We start from the raw sequence: 19232 nt of genomic DNA, 5'->3' as shown, positions 1-19232 counted from the left end.
ACGGTGTAGTTGAACGTGCAAATCGCGACCAAACTCAATCGCAGCCACTTGCTGCCTGCGCCAAACCTGTGGCTATTGCCCTGCCTGGGGCGCATCAAGATCGACCGGTAGAACGGCGTCATGCAAACCTGCACCACCGAGGACAGCACCGGGTGCATCCATGGCTGGCACGGCAGCAGTGAACCCGTCGGCCTTCAGGTGCGTTCGGAAGTCAGCATCATCGCCGGTCTGACCATGACCACCCTGCCCTCAGGCAACGCCATCGACTGGCAAATCTGGAGCGACGACTACTCAAGGGTCAGGTCGAGCCGTTCGAGATCATTGCCTATGAATTCCAGAAGGTTGTGCCGCTGGGTATTACCCCGAATGCAATCCACTGGCGCCACTCTGGCACCCTGCCGAACGCAACGAGGTGCCGGCCGCCAAATCGGCACCGGTATGATTGAGGTCGGCGAGGCTGAAGCTGGGAGACTGAAGATCAAGCCCCGAAAAGATTCCGGGGCTTGAAGTGGCACACTCGGCATCAGGACTTGCGTCCGCCACCGGGGGTTTGTTCACCTCCTTTGCGGCCCGCCTGGGAGGCTTTTTCCTTGTCATCGGCCATGTTGCCGCCGCGGCCGCTTCCTTGCCCACCGCCGGTCATCCGATCAGCGTCGTCCGACTGGCGTCCACCCGAACCCTGGCCACCCTTTTGGCCAGTTTGTGAGGCTTTTTCCTTGTCATCGGCCATGTTGCCGCCGCGTCCACTGCCCTGCCCGCCGCCAGTGGAGCGATTTGGATCACTCGACTGCCCGCCCGAAGCCTGGCCGCCTTTTTGGCCCGCTTCAGCAGCACGTTGTGGATCGTTGGCAAAATTGCCACCTGATGCCTCTCCGCCTTTCTTGCCGGCTTGCGAGGCCTTGTCCCGGTCATTGCCAAAGTTTCCGGGATTGTTGTTTCCGGTATTGGCCATTTCTGTTTACCTCTTATTGTCAGTAACGAGCGCATTGCTCGTATACTTCCGAGGGCACGGAAAATCGAAAGTTTGAACGCAAATGCAACTCTCGCGACGAGCGGAACCGGGCGCTTGGTTCCAATTAAATGCGGGCGAATCGACTGGCGGCGAGGTCGATGAGAATCATCCTGTTTCCTGGATTTTTTTCAGAATGGGTCAATCCTTTATTAAGGATAAAGAGCCGAAAGAGTTCCTTGCAACTGAAGAGTCGAGAGGCAAGCCGATGACCGAACACATCATCCATTTCCACTGCCAGATCGATCAGGGAACGACCGAACGCTTCAGGGACCGTTGCCTGGAAGCCATCGACGAGGGCGCGACTTCGCTGCTGCTGAATCTTTCTACCTGCGGTGGAAGCACCAACTTCGGCTTCACGCTTTACACATTCCTCAAGTCATTGCCCGTGCCGCTGTGCGCAATCAACGCCGGCAACATCGAATCGATGGGCATCATCATGTTCCTGGCGGCAAATCGCCGTATCACCTCGCCCCACTCGCGCTTCCTGATACACCCGATGAACTGGTACTTCAGCCAGAAATCGGTTGACCATCAACGCCTGCGTGAATACCTGTCGAGCCTGGACAACGACCTGGCCCGCTATGTGCAGATCTATGCCCTGGAAACCGCCGAAGCCACCACCAAACTCGATATTTTCCATTGCCTTTCAGCGGAAGAGAAAGTCATCGCCGCCCACGAATCCCTGGCCTATGGCATTGCGCACGAGATGAAGCAGATGGTATTTGCCGATGACGTCAAACACTGGAAAGTCAGTGGTGGATGAAAGCGGCACATTTGCCAATATCAGCTAGAGTAAAAAAACCCTGATTAGCAGTATGTTGATCCAAATCAACCAGTAATCAGGGCTAAGCAATCCTGTTGAATTTTTTTTGACGCGGCCACTCCCTTGTCTGTGAACAAATGGAGGGGCTCCCCTACCTGAACCAGGCAGAACGCCGCTTAAATCATCTCCAGGCCTCAAGCGCAGAAGTATGGAGTGACTGACGTTAAATGGCGCGAATCCGCAACATTGGATTGGACGGAGGTTTCAACGTCATGGCCCCAAGCTATCCGCAGCACGCCGTGGTCACCGATATCAATGATCAACGCAGTGTGATGTTGAAGAAAATCGGCAATACCGCTATCCGCATGCATCATCGAGCCAGTTGTCACTGTGGCGCCGTCATTCTGGAGATCCATTTACCGGACGGTGTTCCCAGCCCACACCGCTGTGACTGCTCGTTCTGTAAACGCAAAGGCGCAATCGTCGCAGCAGTCGCCTGGGCAGATCTCAAGGTGATCAGGGGCAAGTCCGCGCTGTCGAGATACCAATTTGGCAAGCATGTGGCCGAGCACTACTTTTGTAAAAACTGCGGCACCTATACACACCACCGACGCAGCACCAATCCGGAAGAGTTCGGTTTCAACATCGGCTGTCTGGAAGGGGTCAATCCCTTCGACCTGAACGATGTCCCGGTCGCGGATGGCGGGGTCTGGAACTCACTGTGAACCCGGTGACTGCGGGGTTTGGCGATGCTCTCACGTCAGACGGGAGGTCCGTTGCGGACCTCCCGTCACACGCCCGGTCAGGAAGTGCCCAATCCTCGCGACAGGTCGGCGGCACTCGCTGCGTTCGTGGATGCCGGGCGCTGCTCCCCATCCGGCTTGACGTCCATATCGGCGTGATCCGTGGTCTTTGTCACCGTATCGCGCACCGCCTCAAACCCCTCCCGGGCCTGCTGCTTGACCTTGTCGGCCAGGCCGGCGCTGGTCTTGCCCAGGTAGCGTTGCTCAGTCGCCGTCGAAGGTAATGCCGCGCCCAACATGGCGCCCAACGCGATGCCCGCAGCAGCGACCATCAGCGGTTGCTCCTGCAGCAAATGGCGCAATTGATGACTGACCACCTGGGTGCTGCGGACCAGACGGTCACTGGCATCATGCATGGCATGGCTGATGTTTTCCGTGGTCGCCCCCAGATTATCGCTCAGGTGCGCCGCCTTGCCTTTGACCGACTGATAGCCCTCCTTGAGGGTATCGGCGCCTTGGTGCAGATGGTCACGCGCGCTGTCGATACCATCGGTCAAGCCATCGACCCACTCCCCCGCCTTGTCGAGCGGGCTCGGCCCGACTCGATAGGACGGACGTGGCGTCGGCGGACGGTTCTGGCTCATCATCATCCACAGCAGCCCAACGGAGGTCAGGACCACGGGCATCGGGTTATTACGTACGCTGGTCCCCAGGTTGGTCAGGAATGTCGTGCCATTGCTTTGCATCATGCTCAACGCCTGATCGAATACCTGACCCGGCGTGAATTTGCTTTCCAGCGCATCAACGATATTGCCGATGTTTGCCCTTTGCGCATCGATTTCACGTTCGATGGCTTCGGGACTTTTGTCTGCTTCGGTTTCTAATTCACGGTTCATGAGACTTTCCTCCGCAGCGCTTCCTGGTCTTTACTCAAGGCGCCCAGCGTACGATCGGGCTTGAAGTGGGACGGCTCGAATTGTTTCTTGCCTGTCTGCAGCATGGCGAACCCGATGATCATCACCACGACCCCGACTATCAGGGCGGCCAACCACGACGCCATGAACAGGCTCAGGCCGTAGACGGCGGACATCAACAAGATGATGAACCCCGCCAGCAGCACAATCGCACCACCCGCCACACTGGCAATGCCGGCCTTGAGCGTAGTGAGGCTGGCTTGCAGCTCAGCCTTGGCCAGCGCCAGCTCCTTGGTGAAGAGATCGGGCACTTCGCGGGACAACTGCCGCAACAATCCAATGACCGAAGCGTCCTGTTCAGGAACGGACAGCGGCCTTGAGTTCGGCAGATCCGGATCTTTTCTGTTCATCACAGCTCTCCTTTGAAGGATGTCGAGCCAGGTGTCGACATCGTGGCAACGTCCGAAGGGTGGTCTTGTTCATTCGGCGAGGCAGGTGTGATACCGGTGGCCAGGCCTGCCCCTGAATCGGTGCGCGGTGCAACGGAGGTTTCATAAGGGCGTTGCGCACCATAACCCTCCGATGCAGGCATCGAGTTGCCGGTGGCCGGTTCACCGGCAGCGGAAAAGGTCGCCGCGGGGCTGCTGCCGGCTTTCAGGAAGCGCGACAAGCCGAAGCCCAGCGCGATACTGCCGGCAATGAACAGGGCCGGATTGTTACGCGCCAGGTCGGCACTGTCATGGAACAACTGTTCGGCACTTTTACCGCGCAGACTCCCTGCCAGGCCACTCATGGATTGCGCCATGTCCGAGAGGTAGTCGGACATGCCAAGCGTGTCGTTGCTTTGCAGCTCGGACACGAAAGACTTGGCGCCCTTGGCCAGTGCCTCGATCTGATCCGCCGCGGTGTCACGGTACTGCCCGAACTGCGCATCGACCTGTTGCCTCGCGCCGCCGAGCACCTCTGTGACGTCTTCCTTCAAATGTTGAAAGTCTTGTTCGGGTCGCCCAATGTCGTCTTGATTGTCTGTCTGAGTCCCAGCTCTGGTGTCTGAAGTATTCATGACGTTCCTCGCCTTCCATATAAAAAAAGCGTTACAGGGTTCGCCACGAAATACCCGCAGCCCCCCTCATTTCAAAGGACGGAGCGCAGCTGTCAGGAGTTCCAAAGGAATGATGAGCGATGCGGTGTGGAGTGAGAAAGACGACATTCAGTCATCTCGATGGAACCCTGTTTTCACCCCGCCCTCTATCGCTCACCATCCCCGCGCAACGGGAGCATCTGAGCATGGACAACCTGAGCACAGTCCTTAAGGAAAACGCCGAGCCCCTGCCCGATGCCGACAGCGAAGACTTTGCCGGGCTATTCGATCGTTTCGGCCAGGCCCGGGTGGTACTGATCGGTGAAGCCAGCCATGGCAGCCATGAGTTTTATCAGGCGCGTGCCGCGATCACCCGGCGCCTGGTGACCCATCATGGCTTTACCATCGTCGCGGTGGAGGCCGACTGGCCGGACGCCGATCAGATCGACCGTAGCGTGCGAGGAAGGGACAAAGGTGGCTGGCACGAAGCGGCCTTCACGCGCTTCCCCACCTGGATGTGGCGCAACACCGAGGTCCAGCGGTTCACCCGTTGGTTAAGCAAGCACAATCAAGCGCTGGCGCCTGAAGTGCGCGTGGAGTTTCGCGGACTGGATGTGTACAGCCTGCGCAGTTCGATTCGCGAAGTGCTGGGCTATCTGGAAGACACCGAGCCGTCCATGGCCCGTGAAGCCCGGCAACGCTATGCCTGCCTGACTCCGTGGCAAAACGACCCGGCGCTTTATGGCCACTACACCGAGCGTGGCGGCATGGCCACTTGCGAGAGCGCCGTGCTTGAACAACTGCAGCAGCTATTGAACCAGCGTCTAGCGTTGATCGGACAGGATGGCGAAGCCCTGTTCAACGCCACGCAGAACGCCCGGGTCGTTCATGCCGCCGAGCAGTATTACCGGGCGATGTATCGCGGCAGCACTACGTCCTGGAACCTGCGCGACCGGCACATGTTCGAAACCCTGCAAGGGGTGCGTTCGCGCCTGGGTCGCAATGCCAGGGCGATTGTCTGGGCGCATAACTCCCATGTCGGTGATGCCCGGGCGACGCAGATGGGTGACAGCGGCCAATTGACCCTTGGCCAACTGTGTCGCGAAGCCTGGGGCGACGACACCGTGCTGATTGGCATGGGCACCGATCAGGGCACCGTGGCTGCCGCCAGTGACTGGGATGGCCCCATGCACATCAAGCAGGTACGGCACGCCCTGCCCCATAGCTGGGAACATGCGTTTGTCGAGGCCGGCCATGCCAAGGCCCTGTATGACTGGCGCTACAACCTTCGTCAGGCCTTGCGCCCGGCGCTGTCGGCACGCTTGCTCGAACGGGCCATCGGCGTCATTTATCGACCGGAAACCGAGCGTCAGAGCCACTACTTCGAAGCCTCCCTGAGTGATCAGTTCGACGCTTATCTATGGTTTGCCCATACCCGGGCGATCACGCCGTTGGCTACCGAACACTCCTCGAGCCATGAACAGGACACCTTTCCCTTTGGCATTTGACTCAGTCTTGGGTGTCGAAACCATTGAGGAGCTCAGACGCGCACTGCTGCGTTGAATGGGCTGCCGCCTTCGCGGGCAAGCCCGCTCCTGCATCTCAACTCATCCAGTTACCACCATCGACGTTATACGTTTGCGCCACCACATACTCGCTCTCGGACGACGCAAGAAAAATGGCCATCCCCGTCAAATCTTCAGCCGTACCCATTCTTCCAAAAGGCACCTCCTGCCCCACGAGCTTTTTCTTTTCACCCAGTGGCCGGTTCTCGAACCTGGCGAACATGGCATCGACGCCATCCCAGTGTTCGCCATCCACCACACCGGGTGCGATGGCATTCACGTTGATCCCGTGCTTGATCAAATCCAGGCCGGCTGACTGCGTCAGGCTGATAACGGCGGCTTTGGTGGCGCAATAAACCCCCACCAGCGCCTCTCCCCTGCGTCCCGCCTGACTGGCCATGTTGATGATCTTGCCGCCGTGCCCCTGACGGATCATCTGCCGCGCCGCAGCCTGCAGGGTGAACAGGGTTCCGGCGACGTTGATCGAAAACAGGCGTTCGAAGCTGTCGCGGGTGATGTCGACGACGGGCGCCAGGTCGAACAACGCGGCGTTGTTGATCAGGATATCCAGCTTGCCGGTCTGCTCGATGACGGCGGCAATGGCGTTATCGATGGACGCCTGGTCGGTCACGTCCATTTCCACGGCGTAGGCGTTTGGCCCTAATTCGTCGGCCGTGGCCTGGGCTCGCTCCAGGTTGATGTCGGCGATGGCGACCGTTGCCCCTTCGTTGATGTAGGCCTGGGCGAAGGATCGTCCTATGCCGCGGGCCGACCCGGTGACCAGTGCACTTTTGCCTTGCAGTCGTTTCATTGATTGTTTATCCGTTTGTTTGAAAAGGTCGGCGATCTTCATTTCACCGCGCCAGACAACTCGATTACAGCAGCTTGGATTGCCCCGGACAAACCCATAGCGGATGCTCGACCGATACTTTTTTAACCCGCCGCTGGATAACAGCCCAGAGAGCAAAAAAGTATCAGTCGTGGGCAATAACGGCGCTAGCAGGCACCCGCCGAGAGGGGGTATGTTGGTCGCACACAAAGATCAAATAACAATAAAAGGGGCATGCCATGCCTGATAGCCGAGCCGCTCTGTTCGAACAGCGACCCGCCGAGCTGGAGGTCATCCTGCCTGAGCCCGATCATTGCTTTCGTTGGTACGAACACGACTACCCCTACGCCCTGGCTCGCTGGAATCATCATCCTGAATTCGAGATTCATCTGATCCGCCAAGGCAGCGGCAAGCTGGTCGCCGGCGACTACATAGGTGCGTTTGGCGCAGGTCATGTGGCGCTGATCGGCCCCGACCTGCCCCATGACTGGATCGGCGACCTGGCGTCCGGTGAATACCTGGCGGGGCGCGATGTGGTGCTGCAGTTTGACGGTGCAGCCCTCCTGGCCTTGCGGGGCACCCTGCCTGAGCTGGGTGAGTTGCAGCACCTGTTTGCACGTGCCCGTCGTGGCCTGGAGTTCACCGGGGCAACGGCCGTACAGGCCGCTCGACTGCTCGAAGACATAGGTCCCGCGCAAGGGCTCGAGCGCTTGATCCTCTTCCTGCAATTGATCAACACGCTGTTGAAAGCGCCCCTGCAGGAGGCGCACCTGCTGGCCAGTGCCTGCTATGCGCCGACGCTGGATGACCGTAGTTCCGAGCGAATCAACAAGGCCTTCGACTACCTGCTGACCGAACTGACAGGTGATCTTCGGCTGTCGGTCATCGCTCAACGCCTGGACATGAGCGAGCCGGGGTTTTCGCGCTTCTTCAAAAGGATTACCGGCCACGGCTTCATCGATCTCATGCGCAAGCTCAGGGTCCAGCGTGCCTGCCGGCTGCTGTTGCAGACAGAGATGTCGGTGGCTGACATCTGCTTTGAAGTGGGCTACGCCAACCTCTCCAACTTCAACCGGCATTTCCGGATCGAAATGGACCAGACACCGAGCGAATATCGTCGCGCAACGGCAATGACGCTGTTCAATCGCAACGCGATTCATCCCGCCCTTCCCTACACCACAGCCCATTGAACGAGTGATGCCAGGCGATCGCCCTGATCAGCCAACAGCCATCACTCCAGGAAAAAAAGAGGAAATGACCATGGTATTGCCTCGCGCAATCGTATTTGGCGAAGCCCTGACCGACCTTGTCCAGGGTACGCCCGGACAGTGGCAAGGCTATCCGGGCGGAGCGCCCTGGAACGTGGCTCGAGCACTCAGTCGACTGGGCGTCGACAGCGCCTTCGCCGGATCCGTCAGCACCGACTCCCTGGGCGACGAGATCGCCCGGCAGACGGAAGCGGCAGGTCTGGACAGGCGATTTTTACAACGAGTAGACCGCGATCCGCTGGTCGCCATCGTTCCATCGAGCCGCCCTCCACGGTATTTTTTTGCGGGAGAGGCCGATCTGTTTTTTGATCCGGGCCTGCTGCCGCCAGGATGGATCGAGCAGGCGCAAGTGTGTCATTTCAGCTGCATCAGCCTGGCTCGTCAGCCGCTGGGAGACCGCCTGGTAACACTCGCCGAACAAGCCAAAGGCGCCGGCAAACGAATCAGCTTTGACCCGAACTGGCGCAATTTGATGGACAGCCATTATCGGCAACAGACGTTCCCGACGATGACCGCCCTGGCCGACATGATCAAGCTGTCCGACGAAGACCTTCGGCACATTTATCCAGGGCTGAGCGAACACCGGGCACTGGATGAGCTTCGCGCTCTTAACCCGATGGCCGAGATCCTGTTCACCCGAGGTGAACACGGAATGCTGCTTCACACCCCCGACAGCCAGTACGAGCAGCCGGCGATTCCGGTGACCGTGGCCGATACTGTCGGTGCGGGCGACGCGTGCATGGCCGGCTGGCTTGCATCGGATTTGCTCGGCATTACCGAGGTGCGCGAACGCCTGCAATTTGCCGCAGCCTGCGCCTCCCTGTCGTGCCGCCATGCCGGAGCCCATGCGCCGACATTGGCCGATGTGAACAGTCTGCTGCAAGCGACTGGCACAAGCTTGTAACCCCGCTGATACACCCCTCCAGCGCTTTGTCAATACCCGACAGACAGCCGGGGGGTGCAGCCGTTTCCGATGCTACGCTTCACATTCCCGAACAGGTTGAAGCGATGCATAACGAACTCTCACTCCCCCGCCGCTCGACGGTGCTCCCATGAGGCGAAGCCTGATGATGGGCGGCATTACCGTGGCGATTTTCGGTGCGATGGCCTACGGACTCATCCAGTGGAACACTGTCGAAAACCGCAAGCAGAGCGCTCAGTGCAGCGAAGCCAAGCAGGCACTCAAGGGCGTGGAAATCCGTGCACGTGCGTTAGCCGCCGGCTTGTCGGTAGAAGAGTATGCCAAGGATGAGGAAGCCAAGGTGGCGGCTCTGATCGAAGCGCTCGACGCAGCGACCAATGAAGCCGAGGTCAACCGTGTGATCGAAGCTCACGCTGCCTCCATCGAAGCCCAGGCAGCGGCTATCGACGCGGAGATTAATGCTCCAGGCGAGCAGATATTCCTCGACCAGCGACCCTTGAAACGTCGGATACCGGTCGAGGTCAAACAGGAACTGCAACGCGCCGCGAAAGCGGTCAGCGTGGCTTGCAGTTAGCGTTGCGATCGCTCTGACACTTTATGTCAAACAATATTCAGACCATCACCCGCTCAAAACCGCCTGCAGCCATTGATACCCAGGCCAGTTTTGTCGCCAGTTGATACCATCCAGCACACTGGTATGAAGCTTTAATGTCTGGAAGAACTTTTGTGAACATCATCCGTCAGTGGCTACGGCAACCCTACGCACGTCTCATCGCCCTCATCGGCCTGGTTCTGATCACACCCCTGTGCCTGCGTGCAGCGCTGGGATGGTCGAATCCACATGGATACCTGTCGGACCTGTGCATTGCGAGCGTGCTCATCGTGCTCCTGCACCGTCGCCCCTGGTGGCTGGCCCTGCCGATATTGTTGGCCTGGGGCTTCATGACCGTGGCGACCGCCGAACTGGTCAGCGCGGTCGGTCGGCTGCCCAACCTCTCGGACTTGCACTACCTGATCGATCCGCAGTTTCTGGAAAACTCCGCCGGCGGCGGACTCGCCCAACCCTGGCTAGCCGGCACCTTGCTGCTGGGGCTGATTGCGTGGCTGTGCACCCATTGGCTGGGCGCTACGACACCTGCACCGCGCTTGCCCCGTCATGCCTGGTCCGTGCCGCTGCTGCTGTTGATCGCTCACTGGGGGGCGCAACACCTGCAACCTACCGACGCCGACCAGTGGCACGTGTTCAACTTGCCGCACCAGGTGCTGGCCGCTGGCGTGGGCGAGGTTCAAGCTCGCGCAGAAGACTGGCTGGAAGGTGACGAGATCGATGTCGCCCCGCAGATGGCGGGCCTCACCGAACTCGACCTGACCGGCCAAAAACTGCTGGCAGCCCCGGGACGTGCGCGCAACGTCTTGATCATTGCCCTGGAAGGCATTCCCGGCGCCTATGTCGGGGTCAACCGCCAGGCCCTGCGCAGCAGTTATCAAGAGAACCTGATGCCCCATCTCAGCCAGTGGGCGGGACGGGGCATGAACACGCCGGACTACGTGCTGCACAGCCACCAGACCATTCGTGGCCTGTACGCGATGCTCTGCGGCGATTACGACAAGCTCGACAACGGCACCCCAAAAGGGGTCGAGATGCTGACCCAGAGCGAACGCAACCAGGCCTGCCTGCCGGCACAATTGCGCAAGAATGGCTTCTCCACCCACTACCTTCAGGGCGCCGGGCTGCGCTTCATGGCCAAAGACAAGATCATGCCCCACATCGGTTTCGACGCGACCCATGGCCTCGAATGGTTCACCAATGCGTCCTATCTGGACTTTCCGTGGGGCAAGGATGACAAGGCCTTTTTCGAAGGCGCGCTGGACTACGTCGGCCAGCTTGAGAAAAACAACAAGCCGTGGATGCTGACGCTGCTGACCGTGGGCACCCATCAGCCCTACTCGGCCCCGGACGACTATTTGCAGCGTTATGACACCGCCAAGCAAGCCGCCGTGGGTTACCTGGACGATGCCCTTGGGCAGTTTCTCGGCGGCCTGGAACGCCAGGGCATCCTCGAGGACACCCTGGTGGTGATCACGTCCGACGAATCCCACGGCATCGACGGCGTGCGCCTCGCTTCCTCCTGGGGCTTCAACCTGACACTGGCACCCGAACAGGAACAGCTCCCGCAGATCAAGACCGGGGTCTACGGACATGTCGACCTGAGCACCTCGATCCTCGACTACTTCGCCTTGCCTGTCCCGCCGACCCTGAGCGGTCGCTCGCTGTTTCGCCAGTACGACACCGGCCGCGAGATCATGTCGTTCACCAATGGCAAGCTGCGCTACCACGATGGCCAGGGCACTTTCACCGAGTGCGACTTTCAACAGCGCTGCCGGTATTACGCCAGCGAAGGTTTCATCGCCGATCGTGCCACCTTGACCGGTCAATACGGGGGCAAGCGTGCGCGCCAGATCGCGGCAAGGGCCGCAGCCCTGGATCAAACGCTGTTGCAGACACCGCTGAACCTGCACTACCAGTTCGGCAGCCCCACCATCATTCCTCTCCAGGCGCAGATAAAGGATGACTGGGCCGACAACCTGATCGGCGCGCAGTACCTTGAAATGCCCAAAGGCTCGCACACCCGCGTGCGCCTGACCGTGCGCTCGGTAGACCCCCAACAGAACGCCTACATCCAGCTCAAGACCAAGGAGCTGGAACAGGATGTGGAATTGGGCCTGCCGACAGAAATGCTGGTCACGGCCGACCAGCCGCTTGAGATGGATTTCAGCTTCCCCAATCCGCAGTCACGCAAGGCATTCTCTTTCCACCTGCTGGGGTATGGGTCGGGCGCGGTCGAAGTCAGTGACTTCAGTGTGATCACCGAACTACCGGGGCAAGAGGCATCGCCGACCGAGCCCCTCGACGCTGACATCGCCGAATCGAGCTGACCGGCGAAGGGCTCCTCGCCCACTCCGGGGATGGTCAAGCCGACTGCATCCCGGCCTCTGCCTGCATGGGGGAGTCTCCTTGAAATCGTTAGAACCCTGGCGGCCAACAGCTGGCCGCCGAGGGGGGCATCAGTGCTGTTGCACAAAGTCCAGGATCAGCCGGTTGACCTGCTCGGCCGCTTCCATTTGGACCATGTGTGCCTGACCCGGCAGGATCTCGACTTGCGCCGACAGCCCGGCGCTGTGGGAGGCCGGAATAATTGCGTCGTCACTGCCCCAGATCAGCAATACCGGCTGCCGGCCTTCCTGCACCACGCCGCGTAGATCCGTGGTTTGCCGGCCATCGGCAAACACCCCCGAGATCAGCAGGCGCAAGGCCGCGTCCACCCCTTCCAGGCGCTTGTACTTGAGCATGTCTTCAAGCATCTGCCGGTTGACCAGTTCCGCATTGGAGAACAGCTGGACCAATTGAGGCTTGAGGGCGTTGCGGCTGGCCGCATCGACAAAACCTTGCAGGTATTGGCCGTTGATTTCGGCGCCCAGACCGGCGCTGCCGATCAAGGTCAATGAACGCACCCGCTGCGGCGCCAGCCGTGCGGTATTGAGCGCTACCGCACCGCCCATGGAGTGGCCCGCCCAATGCGCAACGGGAATATCCAGATGGTCGAGCAGTGCCAGCAGCACTGCGCTCAGCTCATCCAGGTCGCCCCGCTCCAGTTGCTTGGTCGACTCGCCGTGACCCGGCAGATCGAGGGCGATCACCCGCCGCCCGGCGGCCAATGCTTCGTGATTGAACAACCAGTTGTTCAGATCGCCGCCAAAGCCGTGCACCAGCACCAACGGCACCCCGCCTTCGCCGCGCTCGAAGTAACGGATCAGCCGCCCGTCCAGCTCGACCTTCTGTGGCTTGGGCCCGCTGTCCTCCTCGGCACCGGCGCCGGGAACGAACGCGGCCTGGAACTGTTCGACCACCGCATCGATCTGCGCCTCGCTGGCCTCGCCGTCGACCACGATGCCGAGCAAGGCACCCACCGCCAGGGTTTCATCCTGGCGCGCGATCTGCCGGCGCAGCACGCCGGAAAACGGTGCTTCGACGCTGCTGGAAATCTTGTCGGTTTCCACATCCAGTACTTCGTCGCCCTTGGTGATTGCCTGCCCCTCCTCCTTGAGCCAGACATCGACCCGGCCTTCGGTCATGGACAAGCCCCATTTGGGCATGGTCAAGGTATGGATCTGGCTCATGAACGCTTGCTCCACTCGATCAGTTTGAGCACGGCGTTTTCGATCTTCGCCGCGTCGGGGATGTAAAGGTCTTCCAGGGCGTCGGAAAAGGGCACCGGCGTATGTGGCGCGGTCACCATTTCGATCGGTGCCTTGAGCGCGGCAAAGGCCTTTTGTGCCACCAGGGCCGAGATATCGGTGGCCATGGAGCAGCGCGGGTTGGCCTCGTCGATCACCACCAGGCGTCCGGTCTTTTCCACGCTTTCGAGGATGCTGTCTTCATCCAGCGGGCTGGTGGTGCGCAGGTCGATGACCTCGCAGTCGATGCCGCGCCCTGCCAGGCTGCGGGCGGCGTCCATCGCCGTGTTGACCATGCGTCCATAGGAGACCAGGGTCACGTCCTTGCCATCGCGCAGGAAGTTGGCTTCGCCGAAAGGAATGCTATAGAGCTCTTCCGGCACCTCGCCCTGCATGCTGTAGAGCAGTTTGTGTTCACAGAAGATCACCGGGTCGTTGTCGCGGATGGCCTGGATCAACAGCCCCTTGGCGTCATAAGGTGATGACGGGCAGACGACTTTCAGCCCGGGGATGTGGGTCCACAGCGAAGTGAGCATTTGCGAGTGTTGGGCGGCGGCCCGCAGGCCCGCACCGACCATGGTGCGGATCACCAGCGGGGTGGACGCCTTGCCGCCGAACATGTAGCGAAACTTGGCCGCCTGATTGAGGATCTGGTCCAGGCAGCAACCGGCGAAGTCGACGAACATCAATTCGCACACCGGGCGCACGCCACAGGTGGCTGCGCCTACCGCGGCACCGACATAGCCCAGCTCTGACAACGGCGTGTCCAGCACTCGCCCGGGGAATTGGTGATAGAGGCCCTTGGTCACGCCCAGCACCCCGCCCCAGGCGTCGTTTTCACCGGGAGCACCGGCACCGCCGGCGACGTCTTCACCCATGATGAACACACTGGGATCGCGGCGCATTTCCTGGGCCAGGGCTTCGTTGATTGCCTGCTGATAGCTGATTTTTCTCGCCATGATGATGGTCTCGTTTTTTGTTATGGGGGGCGTTCAGGGATAGGAAACGTAGACGTCGGTAAGCAAGTCGGCCGCGCTTGGCTTGGGGTCGGACTTGGCCTTGCGCACGGCGTTCTCGATCAGCAGGTCCACTTCACTATCGATCTGGTCCAGCTGGCTGGCATCGACCATTGCGGTGCGGGTGGTGCTGTCGCGAAATTGCATCAGGCAGTCGTTGTGCTCGCGGAAATACTTGACCTCATCCGGCGCCCGGTAGGTCTGGGCGTCGCCCTCGAAGTGACCGTAGTAACGGGTCAGCTTGACTTCGATCAGCGACGGCCCTTCGCCGGCGCGGGCCCGCTCCACAGCAGCACCGGCCGCTTCGTGAACGGCGAAAAAATCGAAGCCGTCGACCGTGACCCCGGGCATGCCGAAACCCGCGGCGCGGTCGGCGATGTGATCGCAGGCCACTGACCAATTGGAGGCCGTGGCCTCGGCGTAACCGTTGTTCTCGGCAATGAACAGGCACGGCAGGTTCCATACGGAGGCCATGTTCATCGCCTCGAATACCGCGCCTTCGTTGGAACCGCCGTCACCGAAAAACACCACCGCGACGCTGTCGGTCCCCTTGAGTCTGGCGGCCAGCGCTGCGCCCACGACCAAGGGTGCACCGGCGCCGACGATGCCGTTGGCACCGAGCATGCCCTTCTCGAAATCGGCAATGTGCATGGAGCCACCCTTGCCCTGGCAGACCCCGGTTTTCTTGCCGTAGATCTCGGCCATCATCCCGTACACATCCACGCCCTTGGCGATGCAATGGCCATGGCCCCGGTGGTTGGACGCGATGCAATCGTCATCCCTCAGGTGAGCCATGACACCGGCGGCCGAGGCCTCTTCGCCGGCATAAAGATGGACGAAACCCGGGATCTCGCCGGTGGCGAACTCCACGTGCAGGCGCTCTTCGAAAACGCGGATGGTGCGCATCACCCGGTAGGCATGCAGCAATTGTTCAGTGGTCAGCTGTGTCGACATTTTTATTCTCCAGGGTGTCTTGAGGCTCAAGGTTCAGAGGGTGTTGCGGGTGTTCACGGCCGATGGCCAGCAGCCGCTGTCGTGCGGCATAGGCCAGGGCCGTATGGACGTCGATGCTCAGCGGGCCGCCGGCATCGAGGGTGACGGTGGGCAGGTCCCGGGCGTTGAATTCGATTTCCCGCTCGCCATCCAGGGCCAGGGTGCCGCTGGCCAGGCATAGGCGATGGGCCACGCCTGGCTCCAGGCTGCCGGCGGCCAACACGCCGCAGCCTTGCAACAGGCCAGGCGCCAGTGGCACCAACAAGGCTTCGGGAGATTGCGGGTCAAGGCGCATCCAGGCGCCACCCGGGGCTTGGCGCGATACCGGAAACCACAGGCCGCAAAGGGCCGAGATGCCAATGGACTGGGGTTCGGCGAAGGTCACGAACACCTCGGCCAGATCAACCCCGCGGCTGATCGCACGGGCACCGATAAAGGGCAGCGAGGACACGGCCACATCCACCAGCGCCACTTCGCACAGGCCCCGACTTGGCACCTGCACCAGCAGGCGCTTGTTGCGGCGCAAGGCGATTTCGGGGGGAATCCGCCCGCTGGCGAATAACCCGCCGGCCAACCCGGCGCTGGTGGCTTCACGCAACTCCGGGAAGGCGTTGTTGGTACCTGTGGACAGGGTCAGCAGTGGAATGTCGCCGACTTCGGCCGCCACCGCCTTGTGCGTACCGTCACCGCCGAGCACGGCGATCAGCGACACACCGCGTTCAGCCATCCAGCGTGCTGCCTGACGAGTGTCCGCCACGCTCTGGCGCAAGGTGATATCGAGGAACTCCAGGGTTGGCCAGTGGCTGCCGCGCGCCTGCCGACCATGACTGTTCTTGCGCACCGCAGCGGCGATGCCGGTCATGTCGGTGGGCATCAGCACCCGTTCGACACCGGTGGCGCCAAAAGCCGCCAGCAGGCGCTGGATCACCGAGACCTTGTCGGTGCTGGAAAACAGCCCGGCGTTCGCCGTCAGGCGCCGTACGTCGCGGCCCGACGCCGGGTTGGCAATGATGCCGACGGTCAGGGGCAAGCGACTCATGTCGCCACCACAGGCAGAACAGGGAAAGGGCCTCGGCAGGAGGACATAGGGCACCTCTTTTTATTATTGGGTTACCGGTCGGGCGGGTTGCCGGTCGGACAGTGCAATCGCTAGAGCAAGGCCGGTGCCAGATTTGCAAAAAAGCTCCACGAGGCCTGTTCCAGAGCGGTCTTGCGCGGCTTTTCAAGTGATGTGGGTCTCGCTCGAATGAGACGTCCCATGCCAGCCTGCACGGGCTGACCCTGAGACGCTGAGACGTTGCGTCTCACCTTTGCCGTGGGGGAATCGACGCTTGTCGAGCGTCCATGAACGGCGCTTAATGGCCGCACAACTAAAAGAAGATGGAACCGGAGGCCTTAATGCTTTCCGCACACTCGAAGGCGCATGTCGATTGCGTCAGTCGTGTCTTGAAAAATGCAGCGCACCTGCCGCAGTTGCCGGTATCGGATCTGATTCTCGATTCCTGGCGCCGCTCCATGGAGCAACACCACCTGGACCCGGGCTCATTGCAAGGTCCACGCATCCTTTCGCCGAACGTGCTGCAGGAGTGCCGGGAACGCTCCGAGCTGTTCCTGCGCATCGCCAGCGAAGAAGTCGCTCGCCTGCACGGCCGGGTGCGCGATGCCGACTACTGCGTGCTGCTCACCGACGCCCAGGGCCGGACCATCGACTACCGCGTGGAAAGCACTATCCGCAATGACTGCCGCAAAGCCGGCCTGTACCTGGGCACTTGCTGGTCGGAAGGCGAGGAAGGCACCTGTGGCGTGGCCGCGGTGCTGACGGCGCGCGCACCGGTCACGGTGCACAAGCATGATCACTTCCGCGCCGCATTTATCGGCCTCACCTGCTCTGCCGCACCGGTTTTCGACCCCCGAGGCGAATTGCTCGGGGTGCTCGACGTATCCGCGGTGCGCTCCCCGGACGACCGTCGCTCCCAACACCTGATCCGGCAGATGGTGGTGCAGAGTGCGCGGGAAATAGAACACGCATTTTTCATGAGCAGCGCCCAGGGTTATTGGGTGCTGCGGGCTCACAACAGTCCGGGTTACGTTGACAGCCAACCCGACTACTTGCTCGCCTGGGACGATGACGGCCGACTGCAGGCGCTGAACCCTGCGGCGCGGCGACTATTGCAAGGCTTCGGTCAACTGCCGGAGCACATCAGCCAGGTGTTCGATCAGCAGTTATTGCATCGGGCCCGGGACGGATCGCTCTGCCTGCTTCAATGCCAGGGTGGCCGCCCTGCCTTGCACGGGCGACTCAGCATGCCTCGTCGGGCACAACGCCCCCCTGCGCGTCGGCTGCTGACACAAGCCGAGCTTGACCCGCGGCTGGAAGAGGGCCTGCGCCTGGCAGTCCGGGTCAAGGACCGCAATTTACCGGTGCTGATCCAGGGCGAGACCGGCTCCGGGAAGGAAGTCTTCGCCCGCCAGTTGCACCAGGCCAGTCGCCGCGGCGAGCGGCCTTTTATCGCTGTGAACTGCGCGGCCATTCCGGAAAACCTGATTGAGAGCGAGCTCTTTGGTTATCTCCCCGGCGCCTTCACCGGTGCGTCGAGCAAAGGCATGCAAGGCCTGCTGGAACAGGCCGATGGCGGCACCCTGTTTCTCGATGAAATCGGCGACATGCCCCTGCCCTTGCAAACCCGGCTGCTGCGGGTTCTGGCCGAGGGCGAAGTGGCGCCGCTGGGGGCGTCACGCAGCAAAGCGATCGACATTCAGGTCATTTGTGCGAGCCATCGCGACCTGGAAGCACTGGTCACCTCTGGCGTGTTTCGCGAAGACCTGTATTTTCGCCTCAGTGGCGCGCGCTTCCAATTGCCACCCTTGCGCGAACGCAGTGATCGACTGGCCTTGATCAACCGGATACTGGACGAAGAATCGTCGGCCTGTGGTGTGTCGATGCAACTGGGCGACGCCGCCCTGGAATGCCTGCTCGGCTACCGCTGGCCGGGCAACGTGCGCGAACTGCGGCATGTACTGCGTTACGCCTGCGCGGTGTGCGAGACCCAACTGATTCTGTCGAGCGACTTGCCCGGGCAACTGCTCGCCCACAGCGGCGATGATCCGACTTCAGACTGCCTGGAACGTTGCGCAAGTCCGGAACGCCAGGCGCTCATCGATGCCCTGGTCCGTCATCGCTGGAAACCGACCGCCGCGGCCAAGGCGTTGGGCATCTCCCGGGCCACGCTATATCGACGAGTGCATCAGCATGCCATCGATATGCCGGGCAGAGACCGAACGTGAAACGGCGGTTGTCCAAAGGTGTGTATTCCCCGCAGCGTATGGCACGACGAACAGCAGTCGCTGCTGCAGAGCCCTGGGGTAATTTCTTGAGGAAAAAGAAAGCATTCAATAGGCCGGCGCGAATTTTTTGGTGCCTGGAATCAGTTGGATCCGATTGATTATTAAACTGCTATCATTCGGGGAGGTTGGCCACGATACAGGGACATATGATGAGCAGCGCAGCTAAACACGGTTGGAAATGGGCTTACGAAAAACTCCGTGGATTGCACTGCTCCCGTTCCACGGCGCTTTACCGGGCGACCCTCTATTGGCTGCGCGGCGACACCGGAGCATGTACCAGCCAGGACAACTGGCAGAAAATCCGTCTTCGACGCTGATTACCCCATTTACCAGGCGATTTCAGGTCATTCCTGCTCCCGCATCTCAACCGACATGGCTTTTGCATTGCGGCGCAGCCTCCCCCGAACGCGAGATCCGGACGGAGAGCAACACCGCAGATCAACTGTGGGAGCGGGCTTGCTCGCGAAAGCGGTCGATCAGTCGCCATCAATGTTAAATTTGATGGCCCCTTCGCGAGCAAGCCCGCTCCCACAGTTTGATCTGCG

18 protein-coding genes are annotated in these 19232 nt (G+C 60.9%); 9 read left to right on the top strand and 9 right to left on the bottom strand.

Going from position 1 to position 19232, the window contains the following annotated elements; genetic code table 11:
* Positions 1 to 120: 120 nt before the first annotated feature.
* Positions 121 to 507 carry a hypothetical protein gene (locus tag F8N80_RS20825; RefSeq protein ID WP_224790728.1) on the top strand — a complete coding sequence of 129 codons (387 nt, stop codon included), beginning with the start codon at positions 121 to 123 and terminating at the stop codon, positions 505 to 507.
* Positions 508 to 523: 16 nt separating this feature from the next.
* On the opposite strand, the gene F8N80_RS20820 is transcribed toward F8N80_RS20825, so the two are convergent.
* Positions 524 to 952, bottom strand: a complete 429-nt coding sequence (locus tag F8N80_RS20820) for a general stress protein (protein WP_150744670.1) — start codon at positions 950 to 952, stop codon at positions 524 to 526.
* Positions 953 to 1217: 265 nt separating this feature from the next.
* Here F8N80_RS20820 and F8N80_RS20815 point away from each other — a divergent pair, with 265 nt between their 5' ends.
* Both F8N80_RS20815 and F8N80_RS20810 read left to right on the top strand, forming a co-directional pair.
* Positions 1218 to 1775, top strand: coding sequence for an ATP-dependent Clp protease proteolytic subunit (locus F8N80_RS20815; RefSeq protein ID WP_150744671.1), 558 nt, complete (start codon positions 1218 to 1220; stop codon positions 1773 to 1775).
* 332 nt (positions 1776 to 2107) lie between these two features.
* Positions 2108 to 2500 (top strand): GFA family protein, encoded by a 393-nt coding sequence (locus F8N80_RS20810; protein ID WP_150744743.1) that lies wholly within the window; start codon positions 2108 to 2110, stop codon positions 2498 to 2500.
* Positions 2501 to 2577: 77 nt separating this feature from the next.
* Here F8N80_RS20810 and F8N80_RS20805 read toward each other — a convergent pair whose 3' ends face one another.
* The 3 genes from F8N80_RS20805 to F8N80_RS20795 are packed head-to-tail and all read right to left on the bottom strand — an operon-like array spanning position 2578 to position 4495.
* Positions 2578 to 3414 (bottom strand): DUF3618 domain-containing protein, encoded by an 837-nt coding sequence (locus tag F8N80_RS20805; protein ID WP_150744672.1) that lies wholly within the window; start codon positions 3412 to 3414, stop codon positions 2578 to 2580.
* Positions 3411 to 3842: a phage holin family protein gene (locus tag F8N80_RS20800; RefSeq protein WP_150744673.1), complete on the bottom strand. Its 432-nt coding sequence runs from the start codon at positions 3840 to 3842 to the stop codon at positions 3411 to 3413. Before F8N80_RS20800 ends, F8N80_RS20805 begins: the two co-directional genes overlap by 4 nt.
* Positions 3842 to 4495 carry a hypothetical protein gene (locus tag F8N80_RS20795; RefSeq protein WP_150744674.1) on the bottom strand — a complete coding sequence of 218 codons (654 nt, stop codon included), beginning with the start codon at positions 4493 to 4495 and terminating at the stop codon, positions 3842 to 3844. The genes F8N80_RS20800 and F8N80_RS20795 overlap by 1 nt, the downstream gene beginning before the upstream one ends.
* A 224-nt stretch (positions 4496 to 4719) precedes the next feature.
* Between F8N80_RS20795 and F8N80_RS20790 the strand changes: the two genes are divergently transcribed.
* Positions 4720 to 6021 carry an erythromycin esterase family protein gene (locus F8N80_RS20790; protein ID WP_150744675.1) on the top strand — a complete coding sequence of 434 codons (1302 nt, stop codon included), beginning with the start codon at positions 4720 to 4722 and terminating at the stop codon, positions 6019 to 6021.
* Positions 6022 to 6115: 94 nt separating this feature from the next.
* On the opposite strand, the gene F8N80_RS20785 is transcribed toward F8N80_RS20790, so the two are convergent.
* Entirely contained in the window at positions 6116 to 6889 is a 774-nt protein-coding gene (locus F8N80_RS20785; protein ID WP_150744676.1) for an L-iditol 2-dehydrogenase, read from the bottom strand.
* Between the two features lie 257 nt (positions 6890 to 7146).
* Here F8N80_RS20785 and F8N80_RS20780 point away from each other — a divergent pair, with 257 nt between their 5' ends.
* The 4 genes from F8N80_RS20780 (at position 7147) to F8N80_RS20765 (ending at position 12034) form a co-directional block, all read left to right on the top strand.
* Positions 7147 to 8097: an AraC family transcriptional regulator gene (locus tag F8N80_RS20780; protein WP_150744677.1), complete on the top strand. Its 951-nt coding sequence runs from the start codon at positions 7147 to 7149 to the stop codon at positions 8095 to 8097.
* A 70-nt stretch (positions 8098 to 8167) separates the two neighbouring features.
* Entirely contained in the window at positions 8168 to 9079 is a 912-nt protein-coding gene (locus F8N80_RS20775; RefSeq protein WP_150744678.1) for a carbohydrate kinase family protein, read from the top strand.
* A 148-nt stretch (positions 9080 to 9227) separates the two neighbouring features.
* The gene (locus F8N80_RS20770; protein ID WP_150744679.1) at positions 9228 to 9671 is read left to right on the top strand and encodes a hypothetical protein; all 444 of its coding nucleotides are present in this window, start codon (positions 9228 to 9230) and stop codon (positions 9669 to 9671) included.
* Positions 9672 to 9805: 134 nt separating this feature from the next.
* Entirely contained in the window at positions 9806 to 12034 is a 2229-nt protein-coding gene (locus F8N80_RS20765) for an LTA synthase family protein (RefSeq protein ID WP_150744680.1), read from the top strand.
* Between the two features lie 129 nt (positions 12035 to 12163).
* Here the strand turns inward: F8N80_RS20765 and F8N80_RS20760 are convergent, their stop codons facing one another.
* The 4 genes from F8N80_RS20760 to F8N80_RS20745 are packed head-to-tail and all read right to left on the bottom strand — an operon-like array spanning position 12164 to position 16381.
* Complete coding sequence (locus F8N80_RS20760; RefSeq protein ID WP_150744681.1) at positions 12164 to 13276, bottom strand: acetoin dehydrogenase dihydrolipoyllysine-residue acetyltransferase subunit; 1113 nt, start codon at positions 13274 to 13276, stop codon at positions 12164 to 12166.
* Positions 13273 to 14292, bottom strand: a complete 1020-nt coding sequence (locus F8N80_RS20755) for an alpha-ketoacid dehydrogenase subunit beta (protein WP_150744682.1) — start codon at positions 14290 to 14292, stop codon at positions 13273 to 13275. The genes F8N80_RS20760 and F8N80_RS20755 overlap by 4 nt, the downstream gene beginning before the upstream one ends.
* Positions 14293 to 14325: 33 nt before the next feature.
* On the bottom strand, positions 14326 to 15303 hold the full coding sequence (locus tag F8N80_RS20750; RefSeq protein ID WP_150744683.1) for a thiamine pyrophosphate-dependent dehydrogenase E1 component subunit alpha: 978 nt from the start codon (positions 15301 to 15303) through the stop codon (positions 14326 to 14328).
* The gene (locus F8N80_RS20745; protein ID WP_150744684.1) at positions 15281 to 16381 is read right to left on the bottom strand and encodes an ATP-NAD kinase family protein; all 1101 of its coding nucleotides are present in this window, start codon (positions 16379 to 16381) and stop codon (positions 15281 to 15283) included. Before F8N80_RS20745 ends, F8N80_RS20750 begins: the two co-directional genes overlap by 23 nt.
* Before the next feature lie 359 nt (positions 16382 to 16740).
* Here F8N80_RS20745 and F8N80_RS20740 point away from each other — a divergent pair, with 359 nt between their 5' ends.
* A complete protein-coding gene (locus F8N80_RS20740; protein WP_150744685.1) occupies positions 16741 to 18627 on the top strand; it encodes a sigma-54-dependent Fis family transcriptional regulator in 1887 nt (628 codons plus the stop codon).
* Positions 18628 to 19232 lie beyond the last annotated feature (605 nt).

The sequence above is a fragment of the Pseudomonas fluorescens genome (assembly GCF_902497995.1).
GTDB lineage: Bacteria > Pseudomonadota > Gammaproteobacteria > Pseudomonadales > Pseudomonadaceae > Aquipseudomonas > Aquipseudomonas fluorescens_BK.
This window is presented reverse-complemented; position numbering and strand designations above follow the sequence as displayed.